We start from the raw sequence: 17,437 nt of genomic DNA, 5'->3' as shown, positions 1-17,437 counted from the left end.
TCATTATTGAGGATGCCGTTGCCACGCTTCGGGTTACCGTTGATCGTGCTGAAACCCCAGTCGCCGCCCGAAGGGGACGGAATGCCGTCCTTGTTCAGTGCAAAGGCGATGGTCTTGGCCGACTTGCCGGCGGCGTAGTCGTGGAAGATGCGGCGAACGACGGCGGCCTGGTTTTCGTTGATGGTGCGGTCGCCGCGAATGGGTTCGCCATTGGCGTCCAGCTTCTTGACCACATCGTAACCATAGGAATTGCCGCCACCCGATTTGCCAGCCTCGACACGGCCGCGCTGGCCGCGGCGGGTCTTGTCGGCAAGATCCTTGAGAAAGAGGGCATTCATTGTGCCCTTGAGGCCGACATGCAGATGGCTGACCTCGCCCTCCGACAGGGTGAACATCTTCACATCCGCATAGGACATGCGTTTGAAGATTCCGGCGATGTCTTCCTGATCACGCGAGAGGCGATCCATTGCCTCTGAGAGGATCACGTCGAAACGACCGGCCATGGCGTCGGTCATCAGAGCCTGGATACCCGGACGGATCAGCGAAGCGCCAGAGATTGCGTGGTCGGTATATTCTTCGACGACGTGCCAGCCTTGCTTTTCGGCGTGGAGGCGGCACATGCGAAGTTGGTCGGCGATGGAAGCGTCGCGTTGATTGTCGGAAGAATAACGGGCGTAGATCGCGACTTTCAAAACATGGCTCCTATCCGCATCAGGAGGTGCGCTTCCTCCTTTGCCTGGATAACGTCACTTCCTCTGCAAAGCATTCCCGTGCCGCCTGCTTTGCCAGGATGCCGACCAGACGCAGAAGGCGAGGGTCGGGAATGCCGCGCGGCGTAAACGTCAACTCCGGCTCGTCCAGCAGCAAAGATTCGAGCAGCGCTTCGCGCTCGGCTCCTGTAATCTTTGCTGTGTTTTGTGGGGCTCGCAAGGTCATAACTGACAGCATTCGTCCCATGCTCGGCATAAGCAATGGAATTTACAGGCGAACATTCGGCGGCGATCAGTATGCCGACGCGTGTCATGGCGTGCGGCGGCGTAGTCTGGCGAGCCGTGGCATAGTGAAATGACCTGTCGGAATCGATCGCTGTCGCCGTCATCTTTCGCCTCGATACTACCCCATCGGAAGCTGTTGCTTGTGGATGCGACTTTATCGTATTGTATTTAGAGATACAAGATGCCATCTTCCGACCAAGGAGAATCGCCATGGCCAACACTGCCGAACGCAAGGAATATCCGATCTCAATGCGTCTGCCCGAGGCCGATGTTGCCATGATCGATCGTGCTGCCAGCCTGCGCGGCCGCTCGCGCACCGATTTCGTGCGCGACGCCGCTGTGCGCGCGGCCGAGGAGGTCGTCATGGAGCAGGGCCTGATCCGGATGAGCCCGGAAGGCTTTGCCCAGTTCATGGATGTGCTGTCGCGTCCGGTTGCTCCTGTTCCGGAGATGGTTGAAGTGCTTAAGCGGCCTGCGCCGTGGGAGCCCGGCTACGCAGCGAAACAGTAATCCCTTGCTGCTTTCAGGACCCGAGCTGCTTTCCGCCGCCCACGATGTTTCCCAATTTTCCTGTGGCAAGCCGACGCTCGACCACTGGCTGAAGACCCGCGCGCTCTCCAATCAGCAGAAGGGCTTTACCGCCGTTCTCGTCGTGCATGAGGCAGGGCGTGTGGTGGGATATTACGGCCTTGCACCAACAGCCGTTGTGCCATCGGTGCTACCGCGCTCCATCCGGACGGGACAGCCGCCTAATCCAATTCCCTGCATGCTGCTTGGTCAGCTCGCGACCGATATCGGCTCGGCCGGGTTGGGTATCGGGACTGGCCTTGTGAAGCACGCCCTCCAACGGTGCGTTCAGGCCGCATCGCTGATCGGTGGGCGGGCATTGATGGTCAACGCCGTCGACGGGGAGGCTGCCGAATTCTGGCAGCGCCGAGGATTAGAGCCTACCAGAGATGATGAACTGGTCCTGTTTCGCTCGATCAGCGATATTGCTGCGTCGCTCCGTGAGGCTGGAAGGTGAATAGCCCCATGTTTGGTGGACGTCTTCCTTGCTAAATTGAGGCAAGGACCTGCGCCGGACATTCAAGACGGTGACCGGCAAGGCGAGGATCTCGAAGGAAATCCGCGACCGCCTCCAGAACCACGCGTTGCAGGATGCCAGCTGCGAGAAGCATGACTGCTAGGCACTACATGGTGGAAAAGCGCGCCGACATGACGAAAAGGGAAAAGTTCGTCTCCGCCACGCTTGCCAAGAAGTGCCGGAAGGGCATGCAATAGCCCGGCGTTCGACGGCACTCAGATCCTGTCTGAAAACCGATCATAAGCATCGATCCGCCGAACCGGGGGATCGACCTCATACCGATAGATTTCCGTTCTCAAGAACCGTAGTTCGGCCTCGCACTGAGCCTCGGGAACGTCAATATACCAGGCGCGCGGCTGCGGGCCGGGATCGCCGTTCCAGCGGTACCCCCGCGCTTTAAGGACATCCTTGAGGTCAAAGGGCGCGTTCTCCGCCCAGATTCGCCAAGAAACGGTACGAGCGCCGTCCAGGAGACGGCTGAGACCTGTAGCGCCAGATCGGGGCAGCCACATCGCCAACAACTCGACCGTAGCAAGACAGTCGTGCATCGCGCGGTGGCGGTCGTAGAAGAAGCCGGCGGCCTGAGCGAGATAGGCGAGTTTCGTGCCCTCGAACCCCTCTGCTGCCCAATCGATCTGGCTGAGCGAGCATGCCCACGGCTTCGTCGAGAACACGTCGTTGAATCGTTCGAGGAAGCGGCGGTCGAACGCCGCATTGTGCGCGATGACGAGCGAAGCCGGCGCTGCGAATGAGGCTACCGCTGCGGGATCAACAATCTGGCCGGCCACCATCTCGTTGGTGATGCCCGTGATCGCGGTGATTTCCGGGGCGATAGGCTTGCTCGGCTGACGCAGCCCTTGGAAGCTGTCGCCCACGCTGAAAATGGTGCCATCCAAGCCGTAGTTGAATGGTGTCATGGCGAGTTCGATGATCTCGTCGCGCTGAGGGTCGAGCCCCGTGGTCTCCACATCGACCACCAGGCCGAGGCGCAGCGGCGTGCCTGGCGGAGGAACGATGCGAGGGCGCGGTTTGAGACGCCGGATGACCCGGTAGTCTCCCGTGGCCTCCAGCGCCTGCGCCAGGGTCTCCAGATGGTCAGAAGATGTCATCGTCTGAAGCTTCGTTTACTGCCATCGGCTCCCCTCCAGCGGTATCGGCCGGAGCGAGTCGAATGTCGGCGGCTCGACCTTCTTCGTGGAACCACAAATCGACCACGGCGGTATCGTCGCTGCGCGGCCGCGGTGATGCCTCCCGCACCCTGAATGTCGTCGGGAGATTGACCGATGTTCCGAACACCAGCGCGTGCTGCCGAGGCAATGACGGCAAACGCTTCAAGACCGAATCCGAGATGAACGGCGTCATCTGCCGAATCTGAGAAAGATCGTCGGGGTTCTGGATGCGGTGAACCAGGAAATTGGAGCACTGGCTGAGAACCGTCTTGGACAGTTCACTCGGGCGTTGCGATGCCAAGAGCACGAACATGCCGTACTTGCGCCCTTCCTTGGCGATGCGCTCGAATATCTTGGTTGCGTCGATGGAAAACCGGGAGGGCGTTGAGGCAACGTACCTGTGAGCCTCTTCGAGGAGCAGATGTATCGGGAAACGGTTTCTTGGTTCCGCATGGCGAAGGAACCGAAAAAGCATGCGTGCGATGACCGCACTGACCAACTCAACGATTTCATCTTCGACGGAGTTCAGATCAATGATAATGACTTGATTGCGTTTGGTGAACGCTTCGCCAACAACCCTTCCCAGACCGACGATGTTGGTCAAGAATTCCAGATCGCTTACAGCCGCACCAACGTCAGCTCCTTCGTGACGTAAAAAGGCATATTCGGTCCTCTCCTGGAGAGATCTGAGCCGCGTGACCATGGAAGAGCAGTAATCTCGGATTTGGCGGTTGCCGTGAGCCTCCTCATAAAGGATCGCGAAATCCAGACATTCGTGCAGCTCATCGAAAGAGAACGGCGTCCGATTGTAGGCTGGTAAGGGAGCATCCTCCCGGAGCTTCTTCCTTACTTCATCCAGAAATGCCGATTGGTTGTTGCCAGAAAAATTTCCGTATTGAAAATTCGGATTGAAGCGGTTCAACAACGCCATATTCAGATCGTTCGTCGGATACTTCTGAAGAAGAGAAACGACGCGCTGAAACTTCGACACTGGGGAGTCGCCATCCGCACCTCGAAAGCACTCGATGATGCAAGTGGCGACAAAGTGCTCGCGCAGAGCCAGAGCGTCTGGCGTGTTGGCATGAAAGAGACTTGTCAGACCTAACGCCGTCCGAAGGACCGGCAGTTGCGTTCGCTCGCTCGCCTGCAAAAGCAGTTCCCACTCTGCCATTTCCAGGAACCAATGCGGCATCCGAAAGCCAGCGGTCGTCCCATCAAGGATTACGCGATGGACGCCGATGCCGCCGTCTTTTGCCAAAGGAGAAAGCGCCTCGTGATACTCGCCATTCACGTCGAAGACGATAAACGTCGCTCCGCGAGCGTGATGTTCGTCCGGTTTGCTGAAAAGGGACTGCAAGACCGAGGCGACCGTGCAGGATTTACCGCTGCCGGTATTGCCCAGGACCGCGACATGACCGCCGAAGAACTCGTTCAGACGAACTTTGACGTCGTAGTCCTCGAACACCACCGACTTGCCGATCGGTAGAACCCGATAGCGCGTGGCCCCTTCGGGTTGGCAAGCGCCGCCATCCGGGCCGACTGACGGCTCGACGGCGGTCTCGGTCTCAAAGATGCGATCGAGCTCGCCATCCAGCGCATACAGTGCGTCCGCATACAGAGACGGGAAAACCGACACACCGAAGCGGAACGCGCCGCCGCGCATCGGCAACATGCCGACGGGCACCACGTCCAGATATTTCGAGGAGCCGGCCCGGTCGAAATCGCCCCGCTCGGAAGGCGTGCTCGCATCGCGCTCACGCAGGCCGACAACCTCGACCACGACATATTCCGACTGCGACGGAATCATCAGGAATGATCCCAGTCGCGCCACATAATGCACGTCGTCGAAGCCGACGACCGTGAAGTTATCGGTGCCGACGTGCATCTCGACGACAAAGCGGTCGGCTGCAACCGAGACCACCTTGCCGATCGCCCGCTTGCGATCGTCGTGGCTCATGCTTCGCCATCCTTCGTCTCGTCGTCCCTTTTCGGCGCCAGCTCCGACAACACCTTGCGGACGGCATCATCAATCCTGTCGCTGGGGCGCTGGGGCATGAAATGCTCGACGATCATGTCGAAGTAGTGCGCCCTCGTCCCGTCGGCAGGGCCATTGCCTCCAATGATCCAAATGCGCGGATCGCGCAGCGCCCGCAGCTTGGCGATCTCTCCCTCCGTGTCGGGCGCCGCAAAGATCACCAAGCGGAAGGTCGGGATCGTCAGAGCCTGATAGATGATGTTGTTCAGGTGCTCGTCGCCGAAGGCGTAGCCGGCCGTGATGAGAACGCTCTGCTCGCGCACGATCCGGGACTGAAATTCCCGGAACGGCTCTGTTGCAAAGATTGGCGGCAGTCAGAGGTAGGCTGTCGCTCTGCGCCGATCAGGCGGCTGCTGCGAAATGGTGGTTGAGCATGCCCATGGCCTCCGTCAGCGCCGAGGGCCCAATGCCAAAAGCTCTCTCCACAAGGCGCACCTCGCCCCTGATGCCGGGCTGCAGGCACCAGGGGCGAGCCTGTCCTTTGCGCAGGGCTCGCATGACTTCGAATCCCTTGATCGTGGCATAGGCCGTGGGGATCGATTTGAAACCGCGCACCGGCTTGATCAGTATCTTGAGCTTTCCGTGATCGGCCTCGATCACGTTATTGAGATACTTCACCTGCCGGTGGGCCGTCTCCCGGTCCAGCTTTCCTTCGCGCTTCAATTCGGTGATCGCTGCACCATAGCTCGGCGCTTTGTCGGTATTGAGCGTGGCAGGCTTTTCCCAGTGCTTCAGGCCTCGCAGGGCCTTGCCCAGGAACCGCTTCGCTGCCTTGGCGCTGCGGGTCGGCGACAGGTAGAAATCGATCGTGTCGCCCCGCTTGTCGACTGCCCGGTACAGGTAGGTCCACTTGCCCCGCACCTTGACGTAGGTTTCATCCAGGCGCCAGCTCGGATCAAAGCCACGCCGCCAGAACCAGCGCAGCCGCTTCTCCATCTCCGGGGCGTAGCACTGGACCCAGCGATAGATCGTCGTATGGTCGACCGAAATGCCGCGTTCCGCCAGCATTTCCTCAAGGTCGCGATAGCTGATCGGATAGCGACAATACCAGCGCACCGCCCACAGGATCACATCACCCTGGAAATGGCGCCACTTGAAATCCGTCATCGTTCCGTCCGTCCAATCTCCGCCAAGCATGCTCAAGCTTCACGATTTTTGCAACAGAGCCGCTATTTTCATACCCCCGGAATAACCCTGATCTGAACGAATAGCCGCCTTAGTGATACCCACCAGGAATTGGCGTTTGTGCAAAGCGGGTTTGCAACGGTGTTATTCAACGTGCGCCGTAGTTCTGACAAGATGTGTTTTCTCACTTGTGAGATAACTCGAATCGTTATAAAAAAAATGCAAACATCACGCAGGTCACCACGGCGCCAGGAAGGAACAAATGGCTGGTTTTATAGAAAGAAACGGTCTGTTGACAACAGCGTACCGGGATGCAGTCCAGAACGTACTGCAACAGATTGAACAGGCGGACATCCGCATGATCCGCTTGTCGTGGCCCGATCAGTACGGGTTGTTGCGCGGCAAAATGCTGTCGGTTGCCGCACTTAAGTCAGCGTTTTCAAGCGGATCTGAAGTCACGATGGCACCGTTCTTTTTCGATACGGCCAGCGCCATTGTATTCAACCCGTTTCAGGCCGGAGGTGGCTTTGGCGACTCGGAGCTGTCTGGCAGCCCTAGTGTCGTGATGGTCCCTGACCCGACCACGTTTCGCATTTTGCCGTGGGCCGATCGTACCGGCTGGATGCTGGCCGATTTGTACATGCGCAGCGGCAAACCGTTTGCATTGAGCCCGCGCGCAATTCTTAAAAAGGCCTTGCAAGAAGCCAGCGATATGGGCTGCGAATTTAAGGCCGGTCTTGAGGTTGAGTGGTACCTCACACGTATTGTTGATCCATGTCTTGAACCAGAAACGCTGGGTGGACCTGGCACACCAGCAGCACCTCCCAAGGTCATGCCGGTTGCCAAAGGTTATTCCTACTTGCTGGAAAACCACCTTGATGAGGTCGAACCGCTAATGTCCACTATCCGCGATCATGTTCTGGCTCTGGGCATGCCGCTGCGCAGTATCGAGGATGAATGGGCGCCAAGCCAGATGGAAACTACGTTTGATGTCATGAGCGGGATGAATGTGGCCGATACGATGGTGCTGTTCCGCAATGCAGTCAAGCAAATCTGCCGGCGCAACGGTTATTTGGCCAGTTTTATGTGTAAGCCAAAAATTGCCGGTTTTTATGCTTCTGGCTGGCATCTGCATCAATCTCTGAACGACAAAATAACAGGCACGAATCTGTTTGTTCCCACCGGGAACGATGCCTTGTCACCGACCGGCCTATCGTATGTGGCGGGTTTGCTTGAGCATGCCGGGCCAGCATCAAGTTTCACGACACCCACCATCAATGGTTATCGCCGTCGTCGCCCGTATTCACTGGCCCCTGATCGTATGACCTGGGGTATTGATAACCGTGCTGCCATGGCGCGAGTAATTTCCGCGCCCGGCGATAACGCCAGCCGTGTTGAAAACCGTGCCGGTGAACCCGCGGCCAATCCGTACCTGTACCTTGCATCACAAATTTTTGCCGGCCTTGATGGTATCCGGCGCCAGCTTGACCCCGGCCAACCCGTTGAATCGCCGTACGAGTCCAGTGTGAGCTCGTTGCCCGTAAACCTGTCGCAGGCACTTGACGCCCTTGAGTCTTCAAGCTTCTACCGCGAAGCCTTTGGTGACAAGTTCATCGATTATTGGCTGCATTTACGTCGTAGCGAATGGCAACGCTTTGTGGCCGCTGAAGGCGAGGTCGACATGCAGCAAGACGAGGTTACCGAATGGGAACACCGCGAATATTTTGAATTGATGTAAATGCGTAGCCGCAGCAGACACATCGCATATGGACAGTTATGAAAAAGTTTGCATTGATATGGTGTTCCGACAACATGTTGCTGGAATATCGGGACTACATGCTGGGTCAATTATCTGACGGTACGGGGCAATGGGATGTCCTGTCTCCCGCCGACCCTAACTTTGCTGAGCAGGTAAAGGATTATGACGGTTATGTCATCAGCGGCAGTGAAAAATCGGTAGTAGATGACCTTGATGCCCCATTGACTCAACGCCTGTTTGCCTTCATTCGTGACGTCCGCGCAACTTCTGCTGCACCGGTCGTGGGTATCTGTTTCGGAGCCCAGGCTCTGGCGGCGGCACTAGATGGCCGGGTCGGGCGTAACGAAAGCGGTCAGTTTCGTCTAGGAGTGGAATCTCTGAAGTGGTTGTCGCCTTCGATCACGCAACAATGGCCCGAAATTACAGACGACATCACGCTGGTTCAAAGTCATGGTGAATGCGTTCTGAAACTGCCACCAGACAGTGTGCTTCTGGCGTCATCACCGTCAGCTGCTCACGAGATTTTTCTGGCCGAAAACCGGTTTCTGGCCATTCAGGGACACCCGGAATCAGATGCGTCATGGCTACGCAAAATGTTCATGCCGTTTCACCGGGATGCGTTTGACCAAACCCAATGGGAAGCCATCGAGCACGAGTCAACACAGCCGGTGAACCGGGAGGGCATTTTGGCGCTGATCCGGCGCCTGTTGAAAGACGGTCACCTATGAGCTGACACGTCATTTATTTAGGGAAAAAATTATGAGTACCACTGCTATAAGGCCGGGCTCAAACGCCCTGGCGTTAGATGAACTCGTCCAGCAAGATCGCGTTCATCGACGGGTTTACACCGACCCCGATATTTTTGCGCTGGAAATGGATCGAGTCTTTGCCGCGAACTGGGTATATTTGCTGCACCTAAGCGAAATCCCGGGCATAGACGATTTCAAGCAAGTATGGATAGGCACACGTAATTTCGTCGTCAGCCGTAAAGGGGACAACAAAGTTACCGTATTTGCGAATCGTTGCTCACATCGTGCAGCAACAGTGTGCCGTGAACCCGGTGGGACAGCCTCTACGTTTACATGTCCGTATCACGGCTGGAAGTACGACAGTCGTGGACAGCTGTTTGGTGTACCTGGAAAAACTGCCTACGGAAAGACCTTCAAAGCACGTGATATGCATTTGGCCCGTCCAGCGCAAGTGGCAATTTATAAAGGGCTGGTGTTTGCGACACTGAATGACAAGGCACCCGGACTGGAAGAACACCTCGGCCATGCCAAACGGTTTATTGATGACTGGTTGAACCACCAAGGGGGGCACGAAAACCTGTGCGTTGCCGGTGCGCAGCGCTTCAAACTCAAATGCAACTGGAAAGTGGTTTACGACAATGCAGGTGACGGCTATCACGTGCCGTTTTCACACCAGTCGTTGCTGAAAATGACCAATGATCGCTATGGCGGTGGCGACATGTCGTACTTTGCCGACGCTGATCGTTCAAACATGAAGCTGTATGACTTGGGTAACGGCCACACGCTGATTGACCAGCGCCCCGACATGCATAACGACTCAGCCTGGAACCAGCAGCGGCCGCAGCCCGGTCGCGAAGCCTTCGAGGCTCATGTTCGAAATACGAACAAACCGGAAATAGTCAGCGCAGTGCTAGACAGTGCTGTCGGAGCGGGTATGAACCTGAACATTTTCCCCAACCTTTTGTTTATTGGTAACCAGATCCAAGTTTTACAACCAGTTTCAGCCAATGACGTCCTGGTGCACTGGTATGCCACACAACGTGCCGATGCTGATGATGACATGCAGTCGATGCGCATGCGGACACAAGAAGACTTTCCCATTATGGGCGAAATGGATGACGCCAGTAATTTTGAAGAGTGTCAGCGCGGTATGGAAACCAGTCCGGATGACGAATGGATTGATATCAGCCGGCATTTTGAAACCGGCAAAGATGAAGAAGAAGCACCGGGTCTTATCGCTAATCCGGTCACATCCGAGCTGCATATGCGGGCCTATTTCAACAAATGGCGGGCACTGATGTCGGTACAACCCATTTTGAACGTTGAGAAAACAAAACTATGATTCAGGAGGCACGCATGAAATATGAACCCGATTCAAGCTATGTGAACCAGCGCTTTTATGATTGGCTGGTTGAGTTATCGACTGATTTTCGGCATAGCACTGACCGATGCACAGCGCCTGTAGATATCGACACCGAACGCGCCATCATGCACCTTGTCAGCCGGGAATGCAGGCTGCTGGATGACCAGCACTTTGATCGCTGGCTTACGCTCTACGATGACCACTGTGCGTACTGGATACCGGCTGAACGCGATGCCGCTGACCCGCGCAAGAAGGTGACCCTTGAATTTCACGACCGCCGTCGCCTGATTGACCGGGTAGCCCGGCTGGGAACCGGGCTGGCATATTCACAGTGGCCCGTTTCACGAACCTCCCGTATTTGCGGGGCTCTGGAAATCTGGCCAGCACCAGGTCAGACCGACGAATGGCGTGTGAGATGTAACTTCATGATGGCAGAACATCAGACTGACCATTTGCGTACTCTTGCCGGATGGTACGGCTTTGCCTTGCGACGCTATCAAAACGATTGGAAGATCGTCGTGAAGCAGGTGAATTTGCTCAATTGTGATGCGCCTCAGGGCAATAACTCCTTTTTCCTGTAGTCAGGTTGCGAAGATTTTTCCTGTAGTCAGGTTGCGAAGATGATAGAAGCACACACCCTGAATGTTGTCCGCATCACCCCCCAGGGAACCGATGCTGTTTTGCTGAGCCTGAAGCCTAATGCGGCTGAAATAGGCACTTTTGGTTTTCAGCCCGGTCAGTACCTGACGCTGGACGGTGGTCCTCAAGATACACCACAATGGCGTTGTTACTCCATTACCAATGGGTCTCGCAACGACGGGGGAATCGATGTACTGGTTCGCCGTGTTCCTGGTGGGCTAGTGTCAAACTGGGTTTGCGACACTTTGCGTGCTGGCGATTCCATCAGGGCGATGCCGCCTGCCGGGCGGTTTTTACTTCGAGAACCGCAACAGCTCGTTCAGTTGTTTGCAGGGGGTAGCGGCATTGCGCCGATTGTTTCCCTTGCCCGCCAGGCGCTTGAGCGCAGCCAGGTCCGGGTAACCTTGTTTTACGCGAATCGCAATCGTGCAACAGTAATGCTTCTGGACGCACTAAACGAACTATTGGCGCATTATGCTAACCGCTTCAATGTGCAGTACTGGTTCGACGAAGAGACAGGGCTGCCTGATGCAGAAACGTTCCGCCCAATGTTGGCCGCGCATGGTGACGCCTATATTTGCGGTCCAGAACCGTTTATGCAGGCCATAGTTGCCGCTGCAAAGGGGTTTGGGGTTCCTGAAACACGCATCCACCTTGAAAGTTTTGCCGCCAATGATGAGCAGGGCGACAGTACCGATTCTGACAAACAGGCGACGCTTGAAGTTACTATTGCCGGAGCTACACATGAAGTGATCGTCACAGGTAATGAAACCTTGCTGGCGGCGATGCTGAAGGCTGGTTTGCCTGTGCCGTACGCCTGCCGGGTGGGTGAGTGCGCATCGTGCATGTGCCGACTGGTAGAGGGCAACGTTGAACGGCTTGAGAACGAGGTACTGGACGAAGATGATGAAGACGATGGCTGGATTCTTGCTTGCCGGTCGCGTGCGCGCACTGAAAAAATTGTCATACGGTTTCCGTAGGCAGTCTTTTCGGCAAGGTTAACCACAATGCCGACAAAACACTCAAGTACCAGAAAGATCGGACCAGATGCCGCCGTACCCTGGGATTTAGTGCGCACTTTTCTGGCGCTTGAACGCCATCGAGACTACGCCGTTGCTGCCGAAATGGAAGGGATTGACCATTCAACGCTTCGGCGCCGGATTCAAGCCCTGGAGCAGCAGCTGGGCCGCACGGTTTTTATTCGTACCCAAAGGGGCTGGGAAGTTTCTGCCGACTTACAAAAACTGGTTGACGCTGCACAGGACATGGCAGAAGCGGCCAAGCGGTTTTCCCTTGCAGTTCAGGACGATGCGGGAGTTATCAGAATTTCGTTGCTGGATGCGTTTGCTCACCGTTTCGCTAACGCCTTTACCAATTTCCGAGAACGCCACCCCCGTCTGGTATTGAACATCACCACCGAAACGCATTTTGTTGACCTCAAGCAAGATCAGGTGGATATCGCAATCAGGCTGGCGCGACCAGTGCAGGGTAACAGTTCACTGAAAATCAAAAAAATCGGTGATGTCCCCATCAATGTGTATGCCAGCAAAAGTTATCTCCAAAGCATGGGTGGTGCCCGTGCCAACCGTACAGCGCAACATCATTTTCTGGGAATGAATCTGGGGTTTTCGCACAGCGACCATACGTTCACGTATGGGTCGTTGGACCGAACCGAGTTTGGGCTTTCCGGAAAAGTGGTGGCGTGGTCTGACAGCTTTTCGATGTTGGCACGGTTATGTGAAAACGGTCTGGGTGTTGCCATTATGCCCACGGTGATGGCTGTAGATTACCCGGGCCTGCAAAAAGTTGATCCTGCCCAAGCTGACGTGACGACCGAACTCTGGATGATCAGCAGATTTGACTTGCGGGCGCCCTGGCAGCGTGATTTGGCCAATTTACTTCAACAAGAATTAAACCGCTGGATGCAACCCTTCGCACCACGATGATCCGTTCGATTCCGCAATGGGTTCAGCTGCCCCTGTACTTATCTGAAATTGCCGCATTTTCGGTTCAACATAGGCATTCAGGCATTGGCAGACTTTGGGAAGATCTGAACAAGTCCCTCGGACCGGCTCTGTTGCAAAGATTGGCGGCAGTCAGAGGTAGGCTGTCGCTCTGCGCCGATCAGGCGGCTGCTGCGAAATGGTGGTTGAGCATGCCCATGGCCTCCGTCAGCGCCGAGGGCCCAATGCCAAAAGCTCTCTCCACAAGGCGCACCTCGCCCCTGATGCCGGGCTGCAGGCACCAGGGGCGAGCCTGTCCTTTGCGCAGGGCTCGCATGACTTCGAATCCCTTGATCGTGGCATAGGCCGTGGGGATCGATTTGAAACCGCGCACCGGCTTGATCAGTATCTTGAGCTTTCCGTGATCGGCCTCGATCACGTTATTGAGATACTTCACCTGCCGGTGGGCCGTCTCCCGGTCCAGCTTTCCTTCGCGCTTCAATTCGGTGATCGCTGCACCATAGCTCGGCGCTTTGTCGGTATTGAGCGTGGCAGGCTTTTCCCAGTGCTTCAGGCCTCGCAGGGCCTTGCCCAGGAACCGCTTCGCTGCCTTGGCGCTGCGGGTCGGCGACAGGTAGAAATCGATCGTGTCGCCCCGCTTGTCGACTGCCCGGTACAGGTAGGTCCACTTGCCCCGCACCTTGACGTAGGTTTCATCCAGGCGCCAGCTCGGATCAAAGCCACGCCGCCAGAACCAGCGCAGCCGCTTCTCCATCTCCGGGGCGTAGCACTGGACCCAGCGATAGATCGTCGTATGGTCGACCGAAATGCCGCGTTCCGCCAGCATTTCCTCAAGGTCGCGATAGCTGATCGGATAGCGACAATACCAGCGCACCGCCCACAGGATCACATCACCCTGGAAATGGCGCCACTTGAAATCCGTCATCGTTCCGTCCGTCCAATCTCCGCCAAGCATGCTCAAGCTTCACGATTTTTGCAACAGAGCCGGTGTGCGTGCCGTTGGGGATAATTGTCTCAAAGTTGATGATACGCTCATCGGTCCGGTTCTTGCCGAACACACCGACACTAAAACCCTAGGTCTGCTGTGCACTCAGATCAGCCGGGACCTTGGGTGGCACGGCGCAAGGTCATATTCCGGGTCAGATTGAACGTTACGAGCGGAAGGTGTCGCGTGCTATTTGTTCAAACAACCGGACTTCCCGAGAGGTGTCTCCGACCCGAACGCTTAAAATGATAGGTGATGTGGCTCCTTCGTCGCGGATCCTGACATATGTAATGTCGTTGCGCTGAACGTGCCGCATGGAGGAAGGGACAAGTGCCAATCCCGCTTCCGACGCGACCAACCCAAGCGCGACCTGTACGTCGCGCACTTCCTCAACATTATCATGGGAGAGCCCATGGTCACGAAGGATGGTAAAAACCTGATCTGCATAACTCGGTCGTGGCTGGCTAGGGTAGACGAGTAATTTGCGAGTTATTAAATCCGAAAGCGTGAGTGAGTCAGCTCGCGCCAGTGGATCGGCGCTGCCGATCGCCGCGATTAACGCCTCCTCCTGTAGTACCTCTCGCTGGATCGCCGGGTCGTCGATCCGGATCCGCCCGAGCCCAGCGTCGATGCGGCCATCTTTGAGCGCAATGACCTGCTCCAAGGTTGTCATTTCCAAAAGCTGAATTTCAAGCCCTTCCGATCGTGCCCGAAATTCCCGGATGACCTCGGGCATCATACCGTAAACGATAGACGCCACGAATCCGACTACGAAGCGCCGTTTCTCGCTGGCGGAGAGCCGCCGCATCGAGCGGCATAGTTGCTCCGTACTCGAAAGGATCCGCGTCGCCTGCTCGTGAAAGATTCGGCCAGCCTCCGTCAACCGGATCGGTCGGCTATCACGATCGAACAACACGACGCCCAGTTCGAGTTCGAGTTCTTTGATTTGGCGGCTCAACGGCGGTTGGGCGACGCCAAGCCGTTCAGCAGCGCGAGTGAAATTCCGCTCTGCTGCTACGGCCTCAAAATAACGAATGTGTCGCAGATCCATCATACCTCCAGGGTATCAAGCCGGACCGAGATGATCTTTCCGCTCGGTGATCGCAAGCCGTATGTCCACGGATAAGAAATAAGAATGAGAGGATCGGAATGGTCACTGTCGAAGCCATCGAAACCTTTATCGTCGATGTGCCGACGATCCGTCCGCACGTGCTCGCGATGGCGACCATGCGGACACAGGCGATGGTGTTCGTCCGAATTCGCTGTTCCGATGAGGTCGAGGGGATAGGGGAAGGCACCACGATTGGCGGCCTTGCTTACGGCGACGAGAGTCCCGAGGGCATCAAGCTCACCATCGATACTTACGTCACCCCGCTTTTGCGCGGCACCGATGCCTCGCCGGCGCGAGCTATGACGCTGCTGCACGCGTCGATCGTCGGCAATCATTTCGCTAAAAATGCAGTGGAGACCGCGCTGCTCGATGCGGCCGGCAAGCGCGCGGGCGTGCCCGTCAGCGAGCTTCTTGGTGGGCGGGTACGCGATCGGCTCCCCGTGCTGTGGACGCTCGCAAGCGGGGACACTGCGCGCGACATTGCCGAGGCAGAGGGGATGATCGACCAGCGCCGCCATAACGCCTTCAAGCTCAAGATCGGCAAGCGCGATCTGGCCGACGACGTTGCGCATGTCGGTGCGATCAAGAAGGCGCTCGGCAGACGCGCGAGTATCCGTGTCGATGTCAATCAGGCTTGGGACGAGCCGACCGCCAAGCGAGGTGTCGCTATTCTGGCGGACGCCGGTGTCGACCTTATCGAACAACCGATCTCCGGCTCGAACGTTGCCGGCATGGCACGTCTGACCGCGATGGGGCGGACCGCAATTATGGCGGACGAAGGGCTTCGAGGTCCCATCGACGCCATGCGTCACGCGCGCGAGTCCGCGGCCGACGTGTTCGCGCTCAAGATCGCCCAGTCGGGCGGATTGCGCGCGGCCAATGCCGTTGCCAGTATTGCCGAGGCGGCAGGTATCGGGCTGTACGGCGGGACCATGCTGGAAGGCCCGATCGGCTCGATCGCCTCGGCTCACCTGTTCGCGACGTTCGCCGGACTCGCGTTCGGCACCGAATTGTTCGGGCCGCTGCTGCTGACCGAAGATCTGCTTGCAGAGCCGCTCGATTATTCGGAGTTCGGCTTGGCGGTCCCGAGGGGCCCTGGACTGGGACTGATGCTCGACGAGGACAAGGTTCGCGCCTTCCGCCGCGACGGCGATCGACGCACCGTTGTTCCAATCACTAGAGTCGCGGGAGGCTAAGCATGCTGTTTCATGTCACCATGGACGTACGCATCCCCGCTGATGCCGACCGCCCCACCATCGATGCCCTCAAAGCCGAAGAAAAGGCGCGCTGCCACGAATTGATGGAGCAAGGTGCCTGGCGCCACATCTGGCGGGTCGTTGGCCGGTACCGCAACGTCTCGATCTTCGATGTGCCCGACAATGCAGCGCTCCACGAGATCCTGATGGGCCTGCCGCTGTTCCCGTTCATGGACATCAACGTCACGCCGCTTTGCCGTCATCCGTCATCGATCCACGAGGACGACCGCTGACATCAGTCGCTCAATTAAAAACTACTAGGAGAGTTCAAATGGCATCCGCATTGGTCGCAAACCCTGAAATCCAAGCCTTTCTCGACAAGGTTGCCGGGCTGGATCAGCCTGGCGCCGGAGAGGACCGTATCAAGAATATCGTCCGCCGGGTGGTTGGCGATCTATTCGCCACCATCGAGGAGTTCGACGTGAGCGAGGACGAGTTCTGGCATGCGATCAATTTCATGGCGTCAGCAGCTCCCGAGTTCGGGCTCTTTGCCGCCGGGCTCGGCTTCGAACATTTTCTCGACGTGCGCATGGATGCCAAGGATGCCGCAGCCGGCATCGAAGGAGGCACACCGCGTACGATCGAGGGGCCGCTTTACGTCAAAGGTGCACCGCGTTCGAAGGGCTTTGCGCGGTTGGACGACGGCGCTGATGATGGGGAAGTGCTCATTATGCACGGTCGCGTCGTCGACAAGGCCGGGAAACCGGTTGCTGGTGCGATCGTCGATGTTTGGCATGCCAACACGCTCGGCAACTACAGCTACTTCGACAAGACACAGAGCGATTTCAACCTTCGCCGGCAGATCGAGACTGACGAGGAGGGCCGCTACAAGTTCCGCAGCATCGTACCGTCGGGCTATGCGGTGCCCAAGGGCGGCACCACGGAAGCGCTGCTTGACCGCATCGGCCGCCATGGCAACCGTCCCGCACACATCCACTTCTTCGTATCGGCGTCCGGCTACCGCCATTTGACGACACAGATCAACATCGACGGTGACCCTTATCTACATGATGACTTCGCCTACGCAACGCGAGATGACTTGATCCCGGCAGTCCAGCGGATTGACGACTCTGCAGCGATTCACGCCGAAGGATTGAATACGCCGTTCAGCGAAATCGCGTTCAACTTCACCATGGTCTCCGCTGCGGAAGCCGATGATGCCGAGGCGTCCTCGCGTAACCGCGTCGCGCTGGCGGCTTGAAA

General features: G+C 57.1%; 18 protein-coding genes and 2 pseudogenes (1 of these 20 only partly in view). 12 read left to right on the top strand and 8 right to left on the bottom strand.

The window, feature by feature from the left end; genetic code table 11:
- Together AX676_RS18365 and AX676_RS14200 are read right to left on the bottom strand one after the other, a co-directional pair.
- A pseudogene (locus AX676_RS18365) lies at positions 1–692 on the bottom strand (recombinase family protein) (its annotated part extends 394 nt beyond the left edge of the window); the annotation flags it as partial.
- A gap of 19 nt (positions 693–711) precedes the next feature.
- On the bottom strand, positions 712–948 hold the full coding sequence (locus AX676_RS14200; RefSeq protein ID WP_229825708.1) for a hypothetical protein: 237 nt from the start codon (positions 946–948) through the stop codon (positions 712–714).
- A 257-nt stretch (positions 949–1,205) separates the two neighbouring features.
- Here AX676_RS14200 and AX676_RS14195 point away from each other — a divergent pair, with 257 nt between their 5' ends.
- Both AX676_RS14195 and AX676_RS14190 read left to right on the top strand, forming a co-directional pair.
- A complete protein-coding gene (locus AX676_RS14195; RefSeq protein WP_066478980.1) occupies positions 1,206–1,505 on the top strand; it encodes a type II toxin-antitoxin system TacA family antitoxin in 300 nt (99 codons plus the stop codon).
- Between the two features lie 4 nt (positions 1,506–1,509).
- Positions 1,510–2,019 (top strand): GNAT family N-acetyltransferase, encoded by a 510-nt coding sequence (locus AX676_RS14190; protein ID WP_066478979.1) that lies wholly within the window; start codon positions 1,510–1,512, stop codon positions 2,017–2,019.
- Between the two features lie 275 nt (positions 2,020–2,294).
- On the opposite strand, the gene AX676_RS14185 is transcribed toward AX676_RS14190, so the two are convergent.
- The 4 genes from AX676_RS14185 to AX676_RS14170 form a co-directional block, all read right to left on the bottom strand.
- Positions 2,295–3,188 carry a 3'-5' exonuclease gene (locus AX676_RS14185; RefSeq protein ID WP_015740125.1) on the bottom strand — a complete coding sequence of 298 codons (894 nt, stop codon included), beginning with the start codon at positions 3,186–3,188 and terminating at the stop codon, positions 2,295–2,297.
- Positions 3,175–5,205, bottom strand: coding sequence for an ATP-binding protein (locus AX676_RS14180; protein ID WP_066478977.1), 2,031 nt, complete (start codon positions 5,203–5,205; stop codon positions 3,175–3,177). Before AX676_RS14180 ends, AX676_RS14185 begins: the two co-directional genes overlap by 14 nt.
- Complete coding sequence (locus tag AX676_RS14175) at positions 5,202–5,546, bottom strand: hypothetical protein (RefSeq protein ID WP_066478976.1); 345 nt, start codon at positions 5,544–5,546, stop codon at positions 5,202–5,204. The genes AX676_RS14180 and AX676_RS14175 overlap by 4 nt, the downstream gene beginning before the upstream one ends.
- Before the next feature lie 79 nt (positions 5,547–5,625).
- Positions 5,626–6,390, bottom strand: coding sequence for an IS6-like element IS6100 family transposase (locus AX676_RS14170; protein ID WP_001389365.1), 765 nt, complete (start codon positions 6,388–6,390; stop codon positions 5,626–5,628).
- A 280-nt stretch (positions 6,391–6,670) separates the two neighbouring features.
- Between AX676_RS14170 and AX676_RS14165 the strand changes: the two genes are divergently transcribed.
- The 7 genes and pseudogenes from AX676_RS14165 to AX676_RS17480 all read left to right on the top strand — a co-directional run bounded on the left by AX676_RS14165 (position 6,671) and on the right by AX676_RS17480 (position 12,864).
- A complete protein-coding gene (locus AX676_RS14165; protein ID WP_066478975.1) occupies positions 6,671–8,146 on the top strand; it encodes a glutamine synthetase family protein in 1,476 nt (491 codons plus the stop codon).
- A gap of 38 nt (positions 8,147–8,184) precedes the next feature.
- Positions 8,185–8,895 (top strand): type 1 glutamine amidotransferase, encoded by a 711-nt coding sequence (locus tag AX676_RS17500; RefSeq protein ID WP_082731417.1) that lies wholly within the window; start codon positions 8,185–8,187, stop codon positions 8,893–8,895.
- A gap of 31 nt (positions 8,896–8,926) precedes the next feature.
- Positions 8,927–9,301 (top strand): annotated as a pseudogene (locus AX676_RS18580) (aromatic ring-hydroxylating oxygenase subunit alpha); the annotation flags it as partial.
- A 240-nt stretch (positions 9,302–9,541) separates the two neighbouring features.
- A complete protein-coding gene (locus tag AX676_RS18575) occupies positions 9,542–10,258 on the top strand; it encodes an SRPBCC family protein (protein WP_370318070.1) in 717 nt (238 codons plus the stop codon).
- A 14-nt stretch (positions 10,259–10,272) separates the two neighbouring features.
- A complete protein-coding gene (locus tag AX676_RS17490; protein ID WP_158607285.1) occupies positions 10,273–10,860 on the top strand; it encodes an aromatic-ring-hydroxylating dioxygenase subunit beta in 588 nt (195 codons plus the stop codon).
- 39 nt (positions 10,861–10,899) lie between these two features.
- Positions 10,900–11,898, top strand: coding sequence for a ferredoxin--NADP reductase (locus tag AX676_RS17485; RefSeq protein ID WP_082731414.1), 999 nt, complete (start codon positions 10,900–10,902; stop codon positions 11,896–11,898).
- Positions 11,899–11,925: 27 nt separating this feature from the next.
- The gene (locus AX676_RS17480) at positions 11,926–12,864 is read left to right on the top strand and encodes a LysR family transcriptional regulator (protein WP_082731413.1); all 939 of its coding nucleotides are present in this window, start codon (positions 11,926–11,928) and stop codon (positions 12,862–12,864) included.
- A 178-nt stretch (positions 12,865–13,042) separates the two neighbouring features.
- Here the strand turns inward: AX676_RS17480 and AX676_RS14155 are convergent, their stop codons facing one another.
- A complete protein-coding gene (locus tag AX676_RS14155; protein WP_001389365.1) occupies positions 13,043–13,807 on the bottom strand; it encodes an IS6-like element IS6100 family transposase in 765 nt (254 codons plus the stop codon).
- Positions 13,808–14,033: 226 nt separating this feature from the next.
- Positions 14,034–14,918 carry a LysR family transcriptional regulator gene (locus tag AX676_RS14150; RefSeq protein ID WP_066479072.1) on the bottom strand — a complete coding sequence of 295 codons (885 nt, stop codon included), beginning with the start codon at positions 14,916–14,918 and terminating at the stop codon, positions 14,034–14,036.
- Between the two features lie 98 nt (positions 14,919–15,016).
- On the opposite strand from AX676_RS14150, the gene AX676_RS14145 reads away from it, so the two are divergent.
- The 3 genes from AX676_RS14145 to catA are packed head-to-tail and all read left to right on the top strand — an operon-like array spanning position 15,017 to position 17,435.
- Positions 15,017–16,174 carry a muconate/chloromuconate family cycloisomerase gene (locus tag AX676_RS14145; protein ID WP_066478966.1) on the top strand — a complete coding sequence of 386 codons (1,158 nt, stop codon included), beginning with the start codon at positions 15,017–15,019 and terminating at the stop codon, positions 16,172–16,174.
- Between the two features lie 2 nt (positions 16,175–16,176).
- The gene (gene catC / locus AX676_RS14140) at positions 16,177–16,467 is read left to right on the top strand and encodes a muconolactone Delta-isomerase (protein ID WP_066478961.1); all 291 of its coding nucleotides are present in this window, start codon (positions 16,177–16,179) and stop codon (positions 16,465–16,467) included.
- Positions 16,468–16,505: 38 nt separating this feature from the next.
- Positions 16,506–17,435: a catechol 1,2-dioxygenase gene (catA, locus tag AX676_RS14135; RefSeq protein ID WP_066478959.1), complete on the top strand. Its 930-nt coding sequence runs from the start codon at positions 16,506–16,508 to the stop codon at positions 17,433–17,435.
- Positions 17,436–17,437: the final 2 nt, after the last annotated feature.

Source organism: Sphingomonas sp. CCH21-G11 (assembly GCF_001555965.1).
Classification (GTDB): domain Bacteria; phylum Pseudomonadota; class Alphaproteobacteria; order Sphingomonadales; family Sphingomonadaceae; genus Sphingomonas.
This window is presented reverse-complemented; position numbering and strand designations above follow the sequence as displayed.

Excerpts from the sequence above, each read along its gene's own strand:
- AX676_RS14155 (WP_001389365.1), bottom strand. The coding sequence starts at position 13,807 with ATGACGGATTTCAAGTGGCGCCATTTCCAGGGTGATGTGATCCTGTGG.
- AX676_RS14145 (WP_066478966.1), top strand. The coding sequence starts at position 15,017 with ATGGTCACTGTCGAAGCCATCGAAACCTTTATCGTCGATGTGCCGACG.
- AX676_RS17500 (WP_082731417.1), top strand. The coding sequence starts at position 8,185 with ATGAAAAAGTTTGCATTGATATGGTGTTCCGACAACATGTTGCTGGAA.
- AX676_RS17480 (WP_082731413.1), top strand. The coding sequence starts at position 11,926 with ATGCCGACAAAACACTCAAGTACCAGAAAGATCGGACCAGATGCCGCC.
- AX676_RS14180 (WP_066478977.1), bottom strand. The coding sequence starts at position 5,205 with ATGAGCCACGACGATCGCAAGCGGGCGATCGGCAAGGTGGTCTCGGTT.
- AX676_RS14195 (WP_066478980.1), top strand. The coding sequence starts at position 1,206 with ATGGCCAACACTGCCGAACGCAAGGAATATCCGATCTCAATGCGTCTG.
- AX676_RS14185 (WP_015740125.1), bottom strand. The coding sequence starts at position 3,188 with ATGACATCTTCTGACCATCTGGAGACCCTGGCGCAGGCGCTGGAGGCC.
- AX676_RS14165 (WP_066478975.1), top strand. The coding sequence starts at position 6,671 with ATGGCTGGTTTTATAGAAAGAAACGGTCTGTTGACAACAGCGTACCGG.
- AX676_RS17490 (WP_158607285.1), top strand. The coding sequence starts at position 10,273 with ATGAAATATGAACCCGATTCAAGCTATGTGAACCAGCGCTTTTATGAT.
- AX676_RS14150 (WP_066479072.1), bottom strand. The coding sequence starts at position 14,918 with ATGGATCTGCGACACATTCGTTATTTTGAGGCCGTAGCAGCAGAGCGG.
- catA (WP_066478959.1), top strand. The coding sequence starts at position 16,506 with ATGGCATCCGCATTGGTCGCAAACCCTGAAATCCAAGCCTTTCTCGAC.
- AX676_RS17485 (WP_082731414.1), top strand. The coding sequence starts at position 10,900 with ATGATAGAAGCACACACCCTGAATGTTGTCCGCATCACCCCCCAGGGA.
- catC (WP_066478961.1), top strand. The coding sequence starts at position 16,177 with ATGCTGTTTCATGTCACCATGGACGTACGCATCCCCGCTGATGCCGAC.
- AX676_RS14170 (WP_001389365.1), bottom strand. The coding sequence starts at position 6,390 with ATGACGGATTTCAAGTGGCGCCATTTCCAGGGTGATGTGATCCTGTGG.
- AX676_RS14200 (WP_229825708.1), bottom strand. The coding sequence starts at position 948 with ATGCTGTCAGTTATGACCTTGCGAGCCCCACAAAACACAGCAAAGATT.